This window comes from Solimonas sp. K1W22B-7 (assembly GCF_003428335.1).
GTDB lineage: Bacteria > Pseudomonadota > Gammaproteobacteria > Nevskiales > Nevskiaceae > Solimonas_A.
Genome location: NZ_CP031704.1, coordinates 2,624,122 through 2,636,752, shown reverse-complemented (window position 1 = coordinate 2,636,752; position 12,631 = coordinate 2,624,122). Strand labels below are relative to the sequence as shown.

At 67.0% G+C, this 12,631-nt stretch carries 11 protein-coding genes; 2 read left to right on the top strand and 9 right to left on the bottom strand.

Annotated features, from left to right (window positions below; genetic code table 11):
* Positions 1 to 139: 139 nt before the first annotated feature.
* A complete protein-coding gene (locus D0B54_RS12020) occupies positions 140 to 2,293 on the top strand; it encodes a PhoX family protein (RefSeq protein ID WP_117291567.1) in 2,154 nt (717 codons plus the stop codon).
* 75 nt (positions 2,294 to 2,368) lie between these two features.
* Here D0B54_RS12020 and D0B54_RS12015 read toward each other — a convergent pair whose 3' ends face one another.
* The 9 genes from D0B54_RS12015 to D0B54_RS11975 all read right to left on the bottom strand — a co-directional run bounded on the left by D0B54_RS12015 (position 2,369) and on the right by D0B54_RS11975 (position 11,346).
* Complete coding sequence (locus tag D0B54_RS12015) at positions 2,369 to 2,806, bottom strand: acyl-CoA thioesterase (RefSeq protein ID WP_117291566.1); 438 nt, start codon at positions 2,804 to 2,806, stop codon at positions 2,369 to 2,371.
* Positions 2,807 to 2,873: 67 nt separating this feature from the next.
* Entirely contained in the window at positions 2,874 to 3,092 is a 219-nt protein-coding gene (locus D0B54_RS12010) for a DUF1289 domain-containing protein (RefSeq protein WP_117291565.1), read from the bottom strand.
* Positions 3,079 to 3,615 carry a hypothetical protein gene (locus tag D0B54_RS12005; RefSeq protein ID WP_117291564.1) on the bottom strand — a complete coding sequence of 179 codons (537 nt, stop codon included), beginning with the start codon at positions 3,613 to 3,615 and terminating at the stop codon, positions 3,079 to 3,081. Before D0B54_RS12005 ends, D0B54_RS12010 begins: the two co-directional genes overlap by 14 nt.
* Positions 3,612 to 4,688, bottom strand: a complete 1,077-nt coding sequence (locus tag D0B54_RS12000; protein ID WP_117291563.1) for a metallophosphoesterase — start codon at positions 4,686 to 4,688, stop codon at positions 3,612 to 3,614. The genes D0B54_RS12005 and D0B54_RS12000 overlap by 4 nt, the downstream gene beginning before the upstream one ends.
* Before the next feature lie 90 nt (positions 4,689 to 4,778).
* Positions 4,779 to 5,978: an OmpA family protein gene (locus tag D0B54_RS11995; RefSeq protein ID WP_162932371.1), complete on the bottom strand. Its 1,200-nt coding sequence runs from the start codon at positions 5,976 to 5,978 to the stop codon at positions 4,779 to 4,781.
* 171 nt (positions 5,979 to 6,149) lie between these two features.
* A complete protein-coding gene (locus tag D0B54_RS11990; protein ID WP_117291561.1) occupies positions 6,150 to 7,157 on the bottom strand; it encodes a quinone-dependent dihydroorotate dehydrogenase in 1,008 nt (335 codons plus the stop codon).
* 9 nt (positions 7,158 to 7,166) lie between these two features.
* Positions 7,167 to 9,170: an ABC1 kinase family protein gene (locus tag D0B54_RS11985; RefSeq protein ID WP_117291560.1), complete on the bottom strand. Its 2,004-nt coding sequence runs from the start codon at positions 9,168 to 9,170 to the stop codon at positions 7,167 to 7,169.
* Positions 9,167 to 9,754, bottom strand: a complete 588-nt coding sequence (gene ribA / locus D0B54_RS11980) for a GTP cyclohydrolase II (RefSeq protein WP_117291559.1) — start codon at positions 9,752 to 9,754, stop codon at positions 9,167 to 9,169. Before ribA ends, D0B54_RS11985 begins: the two co-directional genes overlap by 4 nt.
* A 164-nt stretch (positions 9,755 to 9,918) precedes the next feature.
* Entirely contained in the window at positions 9,919 to 11,346 is a 1,428-nt protein-coding gene (locus tag D0B54_RS11975) for a 3-oxoacyl-ACP reductase (RefSeq protein WP_117291558.1), read from the bottom strand.
* A 387-nt stretch (positions 11,347 to 11,733) separates the two neighbouring features.
* Here D0B54_RS11975 and D0B54_RS11970 point away from each other — a divergent pair, with 387 nt between their 5' ends.
* Positions 11,734 to 12,609 (top strand): hypothetical protein, encoded by an 876-nt coding sequence (locus tag D0B54_RS11970; protein WP_117291557.1) that lies wholly within the window; start codon positions 11,734 to 11,736, stop codon positions 12,607 to 12,609.
* Positions 12,610 to 12,631: the final 22 nt, after the last annotated feature.

Below are 12,631 nucleotides of genomic sequence, written 5' to 3'. Positions count from 1 at the left end.
GCCGGGAGGCGGTTTTCGGGATGGCGGGCGCGGCGGCCGGCATCCAGGCGTAACCAAACGGTCAGAAGACCGTCATGAAGCACGCCTAGGCTGCGGCTGGATCATCCCAGCCATTTCTCCAGCCAAGGAACGCCAGAGCATGAGTCACCATGACCATGACGACGACGTCGTCACCAATACCTCCAACAACCCCCACATCCTGGAAGTCGCGGAAGCCCGCTTCACCCGCCGCCAGACGCTGTTCGGTGGCCTTTCCGCAACCACGGTAGCCCTGTTCGGCGGCCTGAGCCTGGCTGGCTGCGACAACGACGACGACCCTTCGACGCCTCCGCCTGCCGAGCCGCTGCCGACGCCGAAGCTCAGCTTCGTGCCGGTGGCCAAGAGCACCGCGGACGTCCTCACGGTACCCGATGGCTACACCGCCAACGTGCTGTACTCGCTGGGCGATGCGATCAAGGAAGGCATCCCGGCCTGGAGCGACACCGGCACCGAGACCGGCAGTTCCTACGCCGACCGTGCCGGCGACCACCATGACGGCATGTACTTCTTCGGCCTGGCCGCCACCGGCGCGACGCCGGACCACAAGGCCTCCGACCGCGGCATGCTGTGCATGAACCACGAGGCGCTGACCACCACCTACCTGCATGCTGCGGGATCGACCACGGTCGGCGGCGTCCGCACGATCGAGGACGAGTGCATCAAGGAGATGAACGCCCATGGCGTCTCCGTGATCGAGGTCAAGAAGACCGCCGGCAGCTTCGCCGTGGTCAAGGGCGCCCTCAACCGCCGCATCACCACCTTCACCGACATGGAACTGAGCGGCCCGGTGCGCGGCGATGCCCAGGTCAAGACCAAGTATTCGACCACCGGCACCAAGACCCGCGGCACGGTCAACAACTGCGCCAACGGCTACACGCCCTGGGGCACCTACCTGACCTGCGAAGAGAACTGGGCGGGCTACTTCGCCCGTGCCGCCGACGACAACTCCAAGCGCACCGGTGACCATGCCAAGGAAGTCGCGGCGCTGAACCGCTACGGCAATGCCCAGGGCGCCGTTGGCCGCCATCGCTGGGAAACCGTCACCGGCGACAACTTCGCGCGCTGGAACACCTCGGTCCTGGGCACCACGACCGATGGCACCGACGACTATCGCAACGTGATCAACACCTTCGGCTTCGTGGTGGAGATCGACCCCTACGATCCGACCAAGACGCCGAAGAAGCGCACGGCCCTGGGCCGTTTCGCGCACGAAGGCTGCTGGCCGGGCCCCGTCGCGGCCGGCAAGCCGATCGTGTTCTACATGGGCGACGACAACCGTGGCGACTACGTCTACAAGTTCGTCTCCGAGGCGCTGTGGAACCCGGCCGACGCCAACAAGGCCGACCGCATGGCCGTGGGCGACAAGTACATGGACCGCGGCAAGCTCTACGTCGCCAAGTTCAATGCCAACGGCACCGGCGACTGGGTCGAACTGACCTTCAACCTGAACGGCCTCACCGCCGCCAATGCCGCCTATCCGTTCGCCAACCAGGCCGACGTCTGTCTCAACAGCCGCCTGGCCGGCGACGCCGTCGGCGCCACCAAGATGGACCGCCCGGAATGGGGCGCGGTGAACCCGGCCAATGGCGAGGTCTACCTGACCCTCACCAACAATTCCAACCGCGGTTCCGCTTCGCAGCCGGTCGATGCCGCCAACCCGCGCAACTACGACGCGGACACCGGCAGCACCACGACCAGCCTCAACGGCAACGTCAACGGCCACGTCATCCGCTGGCACGAAGACGGCGACAGCCCGGCGGCCACGACCTTCGAATGGGACATCTTCCTGTTCGGCGCGCGCGCAGCCTACCCGGCCGAGGTCAACCAGTCCGGCCTGAATGCCAACAACGACCTGTCCAGCCCCGACGGCCTCTGGTTCGACCCGCGCGGCGTGCTGTGGATCCAGACCGACGACGGCGCCTACACCGACACCACCAACTGCATGATGCTGGCGGCGGTGCCGGGTGAAGTGGGCGACGGCGGTCCGGTCACCGTGGCGGGCCAGGCGACCTACAAGGGCAAGAACCTCGGTTCCAACAACCTGCGTCGCTTCCTGGTCGGCCCCAAGGACTGCGAGATCACCGGCATCCACATGACGCCGGACGGCAAGACCATGTTCGTCAACATCCAGCACCCGGGTGAAACCGGCAGCCTGGCCGCCCCGCTGAGCCACTGGCCCGGCGGCGGCACGGCCCGTCCGCGCTCGTCGACGGTGGTCGTGACTCGTGACGATGGCGGTGTCATTGCCATCTGAAGCATCCCGCTACAACTTTGCACCACTCGGCCCGCGCAAGCGGGCCGTTTTCTTTTCCGGATCAGGTTTTCCGGATCATGCTTCCTCCGGCGCGATCTTCTCGCGCCCGCGAATGGCGGCGCGGACGTTCTCCGGGATCGGTGCCGGCTTCTGCTTCGTATAGTCGAACCACACCAGCACGCCCCGGGTCACCGCCACCAGCTTGTCGCCGACGAACATGCCGGCTTCGGTATTCATGCTGGAACGGCCCATGCGCGCGCTGCGGAAGCCCGCTTCGACCGTGGAGGGATGGCGCAGCTGCGCAACGAAGTCGCAGCCCAGGTTGGCCAGGATCAGGCCCTCTTCCTTCCAGAAGCGCGGGTTGTCGCGGCTGAACATCTCGAAATAGTCCAGGCGCACGGACTCGTCGAAGACGAAGAAGTTGGTGTTGTTGACGTGGCCCAGGGCGTCCAGGTCGCCCCAGCGCGTGGGGATCTGGAGGAAGTGGCCGTAGTCGCTGCGTTGGGGCTGCATGGGGGCTCCGAAAGGTATTCCGGAGATTCTGCCGCTGTTGCGAGGGAAATGGGGGTTGTCGACCCCGTCAGCGCCGCCAGAACGGCTTGCGCTTGTCCAGCCCCGCCAACCGCAGCTGCGCCAGCTCCAGGATCTCGCGCTTGCGCTCGTCGCTGGCGTAGAACCACTCCGAGATCTCGTCCATGCTGCGTTGGCAGCCGATGCACATATGCTGCGAATCGAGCCGGCAGACGCCCACGCAGGGCGAGACGATTTCGTCGTCGTCTTCCATCTCAGGGGACGGCATCGTTCCAGCGCAGGCTGCGGATCACGCCTTCGAAATCCCTGCGCAGGCGCGGGAAGTCGTCAGCCGGCGCCGAACCCACCAGCAGCAGGCCCTCCTGGCCCCGCACCAGCAGCCCGGCGAGGCTGCGGCGCGTTTCCATCTGGCCGCCCAGCTCCACCTCGCGCAGCTCGACCTCCACGCCGTCGAGCTGCAGGCGCCGCGACTCGACCACGCGGTAGTCGCGGGCCTGGGCCCTGCCCTGCGCTTCCTTGAACTGCACGTAGCTCTCCAGGGTCGCGGGGCGACCGCTGGGCTGCTCGCGCATCGGGTCGCTGGACACCAGGAAGAAGCTGCGCCCCACCACCTTGCCCTGCTCTACCGGCAGCGCGAACAGCAGGCTGCCGGGGCTGGAATCCAGCTGCCAGCTGCCCGGCAGCTGCAGCTGCATGCCGGTGGCGGGTACGTCCACCGGACGCGGCCCCGGCTCGTGCTGGCAGCCCGCCACGCCGGCCAGCAGCAGGATCGACCACAGCAGGCGTCTCATTGCTTGGTGAAGCTCATTTCGAAGGCCGGCTTGGGCGCGCCCTGGGCATCGACGTCGGTGGCGATCCCGCCTTCCTGCACGCGGTAGGCCGCGCCGGTGAAGCGCTTGCCGCGCAGTTCCACCCAGAAGAAGCCGAAGGTGTCGCCGGCCTGGTAGTAGGTCGGGTTGCGCTCGGCGTCCTGGATGCTGCGGTGCTTGGAAGCGGCGCCGGAGAGGATGTGCTGGGTCTTGCCGCAGGCCGTCACCGGCTTGAGCCAGTACAGCTCATGGTCGTGGCCGTTGAAGAACACGTCCACCTTGTCGCAGACCGTCTGTTCCAGGAAGGCCTTGTAGTCGGCGCCGCGGCAACTCGGGCTGATCAGGCCGGCCAGTGCGCAGAGGTCCGGCTGCGCGCCGCCCTCGTAGTTGCCGGCGTTGCCATGCATGCCGTTGGAGACATAGGGATGATGCGCCAGCGCGAACTTCCAGGTGGCCTTGCTCGCCGCCAGCGCCGCCTGCATGTCGGTCTTCTGCTCGGCGATGTAGGTTTCCAGGCTGCTGCCGTTCCAGGCCGGGTTGAGATCGTTGAAGAAATGCGTGATCGGGCTGGAGTCCAGCACGAACAGTTCTACCGCCGGGTTGGCGCTGCCGCGCGGCCAGCCCTGCGTGTAGTAACGCGCCGGCATCACCCACTTCTGTGACTTGGCGGTGTAGGCCACCTCGTGGTCGCCACGCTCATTGCTGCCGCCACCACCCAGCGAGGAATTGGAATTGTCGTGGTTGCCCAGCGCCATGAAGAACGGAAAATCCAGGTTCTTGTAGGGCTCTTCGAAGGCGGCCTGGAAAATCGGGTCGTCGGGCGAATCGGCGCCCTGGTCGTAGATGTTGTCGCCGCCGCCGATCGCAAAGTCGCAGCCGCGCTGCGCGCAGACCTTTTCCACGATCTTCGCCACGTCGCCGGATTCCGGCGGCGCGCCACCGTCGCCCAGCACGATGAAGCGAACGACGGCATCGGAGGAGCCGCCGCCGGGAGCCGAAGAGTCACCGCAGCCGGCCAGCACCAGCGCCGTCGCCATCAGGAGGCGTTTGAACATGATCCAGCCCTCTCAAGAGGATCGGTAAATGAAAAACCGCGTGCCACCGAGGGTAGCACGCGGTCTGGTCCGGACAGATGACCGGCGAGGTTACTCGACGATGATCTTGAACTCCACGCGACGGTTCGACTCGCGACCGGCTTCGGCCTCGTTGGAGGCGACCGGCTGGAACTCGCCGTAGCCCTGCGCCGTCATGCGGTTGCTGGCGATGCCGCGGCCGATCAGGTACTGGCGTACCGACTCGGCGCGCTGCTGTGACAGCAGCAGGTTGAAGGCTTCCGTGCCGATGGCGTCGGTGTGGCCACCGATCTCCACGGCCAGGTTCTTCTGGCTGTCCAGCGTACGGGCGACGCCATCGAGGATGCCGCGGGAAGCGTCGGTCAGCTCGGCGGAGTTGTTGTGGAACTTCACGCCCTGCAGCGTCATGGTCTGGCCGACCACGCAACCGGCGACGTCCACCGTCATGCCCTGCTTGGTCTCCGGGCAACGGTCCGCAACATCCGGAACGCCGTCACCGTCGGTATCGGTGCCGGTGCTGCCCACCGGGCAGCCGTTGGTGTTGACCGGCGTGCCGGGAGGCGTACCCGGGCACTGGTCGACGCTGTCGAAGATGCCGTCGGCGTCGGTGTCCACGGCGCAGTCGGTGCGGCCGGTGACCGGATCGACCACGGAAATTTCGCACTCGCCCGGCTTGCCGACCGGCGCGCTGCGCTCGCCGAAGAACGGGGTCAGCGGGATCTGCAGGCCGACGTTGACGCGATAGTCGACCAGGATGTCCTCACCGGACACGGATTCGTCGTTGTACTGGGCCTGCGCGCGGGCTTCCGTGCGGATGCCCAGGCCGTACCAGGGCAGCGGGAACAGCAGGCCGGCGCCGAGGTTGATGCCGCCATGCACATGATCGTCGCCACGCACGTCTTCCTGGATCACGCCGAGGCCGGCGAGCAGGAAGGGCTTGAAGCGCGGCACATACTTCACGCCGGTGTTCGGCTCACCGTAGTGGTGCACCAGGTCCAGCGACAGGGCCGACTGGTAGTCCTTGTTGCCGTCGATCTCGCGCTCGCGGCCGGCGTCGAAGAACGTCAGTTCGAGGGCGTTGTTGGAGCCCCAGTCGATCGGCATGCCGGCGTTGATCTGGAAGCCCTGACCCTCGTCGGAATCGCGCTTGCTGTCGCCGATCTCGTAGGAGTAGAACGCTCCGACATACGGAATTTCGTAGCCGTCCGTGGTGACTGCGTAAGCCGGGGCGACACTGAACATCGCCAAGGCCGCCGCGCTGATGATCCGCATGCGCATTACTCTTCCCCTGTTTGAACCGCCAAATAAAGAAAAACCAAAGAACTGCCGGAATTTGAGTGATTATTCGTCGAATATAATGTATTGACGATGACAGCAGCAACCTGCCCGATTCTATGGGCCATTATTCCTAGTGGTCGCCTTCCGGACAGGCCGAAAGCCCCCTCAGGCGCCCTGGGCGCACTCCGCGACCAGCCGCGGCCCCTGGTAGATGAAGCCGGTATAGATCTGCAGCAGGTCGGCGCCGGCACGGCGGCGTGCCCGGGCGTCCTCGCCCGAGCAGATGCCGCCCACGCCCACCAGAGGGTAGTCCTTGCCGACGCGGGCTCGCAGCTGGCGCAGGGTCTCGCAGGCCAGGCTCTCCAGCGGCGCGCCGGACAGGCCGCCCTGCTGTCTGGCCAGCGGCTCCTGTTCCAGGCCGGGACGCGACAGCGTGGTATTGGTGGCGATCAGGCCATCGATGCCCAGCTCGACCGCTAGCCGCGCAATGTGGTCCAGCTGCGACGGACTCACGTCCGGAGCGATCTTGACCAGCATCGGCGTGTGCTTGCCGTGGCGCTGTGCCAGTCCCCGATGCTCGTCCTTCAGCGCCTTGAGCAGGGCCTCCAGCTTGGCCTCGTCCTGCAGGTCGCGCAGGTTCCTGGTGTTGGGCGAGGAGATGTTGACGGTGACATAGCTGGCTGCCTGGTAGACCTTGCGCAGGCAGATCAGGTAGTCGTCGGCCGCGCGCTCGATCGGCGTGTCGGCGTTCTTGCCGATGTTGATGCCCAGGATGCCGGAATAGTCGGCCTGCGCCACCTGCCGCAGCAGGTAGTCCACGCCCTTGTTGTTGAAACCCAGGCGGTTGATCAGGGCCTGCTGTTCCACCAGGCGGAACATGCGCGGCTTGGGGTTGCCCGGCTGCGGCCGCGGCGTGACCGTGCCCACCTCGATGAAACCGAAACCCAGGCGGGCCCAGGCCTCGATGCATTCGCCGTTCTTGTCCAGGCCGGCGGCCAGGCCCACGCGGTTGGGAAAGTTCAGCCCGAACAGGCGCACCGGGTCGTCCGGCGCGCGCCCCGCGAAGGGCGCCGTGGCCAGGCGCGGCAGGTGCCTGAAGGAGGCGATCGTCAGCTCGTGCGCGCGTTCGGCGTCGAGCTGGAACAGCGCGCTGCGCGCCAGCGAATAGAGCATGTCTTGGGGCTACGGGGCGTTGAGGGCCGGGTGCGCCGGTGGCGCCAGGCGTTGCTTGAGAATCCGCGGCAGCGGCAGCATCCGCGCCAGGCGCGAGCGCAGGCTGCGGCCTTCTTCATAAAGACGGTCCTGGGTGAAGGTCACCGGCAGGCGCAGCAGGCCGCGCGCCACGTCGGCGGCGAGCATCTTCTTCGACTCGTTCTCGTACAGCGAGCCGAAACTGCCAGCGGCGGCGAACAGCGCGCGCGACAGGTGCAGGTAGTCGCGCTTGAGTACCAGCCCGGCATGCTGGGTGTTGGACATCAGCTGCAGGATCGCCTGGCCGCGGCGATACAGGCCGTCGGCGCCCTCGCGCTTGAGTTCGGGAATGAAGGTCTTCAGCGTCAGCGGACGAATGCCCTTCTTCGCCAGCGTCTCGTCCAGCAGCGCCTTGATCTCGGCGCGCCGCAGGGCATTGGCCTCGGGCTGGGTACTGACGCGGATCAGCGTGTCGGTCAGCAGATGGGTATCGGCGAGGATGGCTCCGGCGAGGTAGTCCCAGACCAGGTTCCACTTGCCGTCCAGCGGCACCACGTTGCCCCAGTCGATCAGGTGCAGCGCACCGTCGGAGCCGATCATGATGTTGCCGGGATGCAGGTCGCCGTGCATCTCGCCGTGCACCATCACGTGGTACAGCAGTGTGTACAGCAGGCGCTCGCTGATCTGGCGCTGGAAGCGGCGGCGCTCGGACGAGGGCATGCGGCGCAGCGCCCGTGTCAGGCTGCTCGCATCGGAGAGGTATTCCATCTCTATGATGCGCCGCGTGTGGTTGTAGATCGCCGGCACCTTCCACATGTTCGACTTGAGGCTGCGCTCGTAGAAGCGCAGGTGGTGCCGTGCCTCGGACTCGAAATCCAGCTCCTCGACGAAGCCGGCGACGAACTCGTCGATCTGCTCCTGCATCGCGCGCAGGAACGGCGCCAGCTTGGTATGCGGCGCCCAGTACTGCGAGGACATGATCGCCAGGCCCAGCACCAGCTTGCCGATGATGAACTCGCGGTCGATGTTGTGACGCCCGACCTTGATCACCACCGGCTTCAATACTTCCTTGCCGTCCTCGATGAAGGGCTTCTTGGCGAAGTAGACGCTGCCGATGGAGCCCGACTTCACCGGCCGCGCCGGGTCGAAGTCCATGAACAGCTTGTGCGCCGGCTTGCCGTAGCACTCGAGGAAGGCGGAGGTCACCTCCTCCTCCGTCATCGGCGGCACGTCCTCGTGGAACACCGCGAGTTCCTTCGCGATCTCCTCCGGCAGGAAGTCGGAGCTGGCGGCCGCGGCCTGCGCCATCTTGATGAAGAACGGCCCGAACTCGCGCACCATCGCCGCCACGATCTGCGCCTGCGCGGCGAAGTCGCGCGGATCGGCCTGGAAGAACGGCTTGATGTGGCGCAGCGCGCGGATCTGGCGCCGCACGATCACGGTATCGGTGCGGATCAGCGCGGCACGGCGCAGGATCTCGTTGAGCTGCCACTGGTTGAAGCGGCGCCCGGCCTTGAGCAGGTTGACGATCTCCACCAGCTGCTGCTCGTAGGTCCGCAGCACCAGGCGCACCATGTCCAGCGTCAGTTCGCCCAGGCCTTTCAGGTCCGGAGACGAGAACAGCTCGTTGAAGAAGTGCCAGAACTCCTGCACCAGCGCATCGGGCACCGGCACCGGCGAGCGCGCGGTGATCTGCTCCACCATGAAGCGGATCAGCTCCTCGGTGGACTGCTCGTTGGGAATCAGGTGACGCGTACGCAGGTAGGTCGTCAGCTTCTCGGTCTGGCGCAGCAGCGGATGCTGGTACAGGCCCTCGAAGGCCTTGTCGATGGCATGGGTCAGCTCATCGCGGGTGACATCGGGCTCCGACGCCAGCAACTTCACCAGCGGCACGAAGCCCTTGGACACGCGGTAGGTCGAGACCGTCAACTGCCCCAGCCCGCGCAGCAGGCCTGGCTGCTTTTCGCTTAGCTCGGAAGGGTCGATCTTGCTCACGGCAGGCCCAGCAGGTGCCCCAGCTTGGCGGCCTTGGTGGCCAGGTAGGATTCGTTATGCGGGTTGCGGCCGCTTTCCAGCGCCACGCGCTCCACCACGTTGAAGCCCGCCTGCTCCAGCGCGTCGAGCTTGCGCGGGTTGTTGGTCATCAGGCGGATATGGCACAGGCCGAGTTCCTTGAGCAGCTCGATCGCCAGGCTGTACTCCCGCGCATCGGCCGGGAAGCCCAGCTGGTGGTTGGCTTCCACCGTGTCGGCGCCCTTGTCCTGCAGGGCGTAGGCGCGGATCTTGTTGCCCAGACCGATGCCGCGGCCTTCCTGGCGCAGGTACAGCACCGCCCCGCGCCCGTCCGCCGCAATCTTCTCCAGCGCCGCATTGAGCTGGGCGCCGCAGTCGCAGCGCAGCGAGAACAGCGCGTCGCCGGTCAGGCATTCCGAATGGATGCGGACCAGCGGCGGTGCACCCGCCAGGTCGCCGAGCGACACCACCACGTGCTCCTTGCCGTCGTCGGACTGGAACACGGTAATGCTGAACTCGGCGAAGAGAGTCGGCAGCTTGGATTCGGCGATCCGTTGGAGAGTCATGCGCTGATTATCGGGCCTTCCGGCGTCAGCCGCCCGGAATGCATTGATGTAATTATCTTTTTTACGCCCGGACCGGCATTCGCCGGAGGGGTCGCAGCGCATTGTGACTGCTTTCGTACCCGTTGGGGAGGGCCGTTGCGGCCCTCCCCTTCATTCGGGTCCGCTTACGCGCCCATCCAGTTCTGACCGCAGACGCGCAAGGTGCTGCCATTGACGCCGCCGGCCGCCGGCGAAGCCAGGAAGGCCACCGTCTCGGCGATGTCCTGCGGCAGGCCGGCCTGCGACAGCGAGTTGATGCGGCGGCCGACTTCGCGCGGGCCCAGCGGCATCGCGGCGGTCATTGCCGTCTCGATGAAGCCGGGCGCCACGGCATTGATCGAACCGCCGCGCTTGGCCATGGTCGCGGCCAGGGCCTGGGCGTAGCCGATCACGCCGGCCTTGGTCGAGCCGTAGTTGGTCTGGCCGGCGTTGCCGGCGATACCGCCGATGGACGAGATGCAGACGATGCGCGCGCCCTCGTTCAGGCCCTTGTTCAGCAGGCCCTCGTTGATGCGCAGGATGGCACCCAGGTTGATGTTCAGCACCAGGTCCCACTGCTGCGGCGACATGTTGCGCAGCATCTTGTCGCGGGTCACGCCGGCGTTGTGGACCACGATGTCCAGGCCGCCGAACTTGCCCGCCACTTCCTTGGCGATGCGCTCGGCCGCGTCGGGTGCGGTCACGTCCAGTGCCAGGCCATGGCCACCGATGCGCGCCATGGTCTCGCCCAGGCCGCCCTCGGCGGACGGGTGATCCATGCCGATCACCTGGGCGCCTTCACGGGCCAGGGTCTCTGCGATCGAGGCACCGATGCCGCGGGCGGCGCCGGTGACCAGGGCCACCTTGCCGGCCAGCGAGCCGGTCAGGGCCAGCGGCTCGCCGCCCTTGGGGCCCTTGCCGACGCGCAGCAGCTGGCCGGTGACGTAGGCGGAGTGCTCCGACAGGAAGAAGCGCAGCGGCGCCGCCAGCCAGGCCTCGCCGCCTTCGGCGACTTCCAGCAGGTTGGCGGTGCTGCCGTTCTTGCCGATTTCCTTGCCCAGCGAGCGCACGAAGCCGCGCAGCGCGGTCTGGGCCGTCTTCAGGCCGATGTCCTCGATCTCGTCAGGCGCACGCGACAGCACCACCACGCGGCCGTTGGACGGCAGGTTGCGCACCAGCGGCTGGAAGAAGTCATAGAGCTCGCGCAGCTGCTCGGCACCGGTGATGCCCGAGGCATCGAACAGCACGGCATGGCTGCGCGGCGCGCTGGCGTCGGCACCCGGATTGCCGGTGACGGCGATGTTGAGGGCGGCAGCGGCGGCCTTCACCGGGGCCAGGCCAGCGTGCTCCGGCACGATGCGGACCACGGCGCCGGCGGCGGCCAGGGCCTCGAGCAGCGGTTGTGTCAGCGCGGCGCCGTTGCCGGCGCCCACGGTGACGAACTTGCCGTCGAGCGGACGGTCGGCCCAGGGCGCCTTGGCGCGGTTCAGGCGCGGCGGCTGCGGCAGGCCCAGCATGGTGGCCAGGCTCTTGCCAAAGGGGGTCTGGGTGAATTCCATCAAGCGATCGCTCATCGCTGCTCCTGATCGTGTTTGCAAGGGGGTGAGAGCCGCGGGGCTCAGCCAAGACAATCAAGCTAACGCATCGCTGCCACAGCGTCCTTGGCCGTTCTGACAGCCTGCTTTTCAGCATTTGCATGTCCGGGGCGAGCAGGCGCCCGCCACTCCGCCATGCCGCGGGCCACTTTGGTCCTCGGCATCTATCGTCTTCCATCGTCCCGTATCGTCCCTTCGCGCAGCCTCCAACGCGTTTGCCGAAGGTTTGCGCCCGAGCATTGACTGCATGCGGGCGCTATCGGATAGTTCCCGCCCTTAGGGGAAGTGAAAATTTGCGCCCCGGCCGACCAGCGGCCGACTTTTCGGGCGCCCATAACGAAACCGTTTTCTGGAGGGTTGGACCCGATGAACAAAGCCCTGACGCTTGGCGTCGCTGCCGTGGCGATCACTGCCGGCACCTACTTCGTCCTGCACACGATCGCGCCGCAGCGCCATGTGGAGGAGAAACGCCAGCAGGAAGGCCCGACGGTGGACGACGTGTTCGCCGGCAAGCTGGACCTGGCTGCGCTGGACAGCGACGCCCCGCCGGCCGCGCCCGCGCCCGCTGCCGAAGCCCCGGTTGCCGAAACCCCGGCCGCTGACACCGCCGCCACCGAGGAGGCTGCCCCGGTCGATGCTTCCGCCGAGCCCGCCCCGGGTGAAGCCGCCGAGGCCCCGTCGGGCGACGTCGATGCCGCCAGCGGCGACATGGGCGCCACCGAGGTCGCAGCGGCCCCCGCCCCGGCCGCGGCAGAACCGGCTCCGGCTGCCGTCGAGCCGCCTCCGGCCGCGGAACCGGCCCCTGCGCCCGCGCCGGCTGCCGAGGCGCCCAAGCCGAAAGCCCAGGCCCCGGTGAAGGCCGAGGCTCCGAAGCCCGCCGCCAAGCCGGCCGAGAAGAAAAAGCCCACGCCGGCCAAGGCCAGCGGTCCCTGGTGGGGTGCTTCCTCGCCCAGCGGCCTGTCGCTGGAGTACGCCGGCTCCGCGGCCTACAAGAAGGCTGTGGTGCTGATGTTCAGCGGCACTTTCGACAGCGCCGACTCCGCCAACAAGAACATCAAGGTCAAGGACGCCAGCGGCAAGGTCGTCAGCGGCAAGTGGGAACTCGGACCCACCAACAAGAAGATGCTGGTGCTGCCGGTGCAGAAGAACGGTACCTACACGGTGTCCGTCGGCAACGGCCTGGCCGACCGCAACAACCGCACGCTGGGCAAGAAGCTGTCGGGGCCTGTGAAGGTGCAGTAAGCGCTCGGACGGAACAAACAAA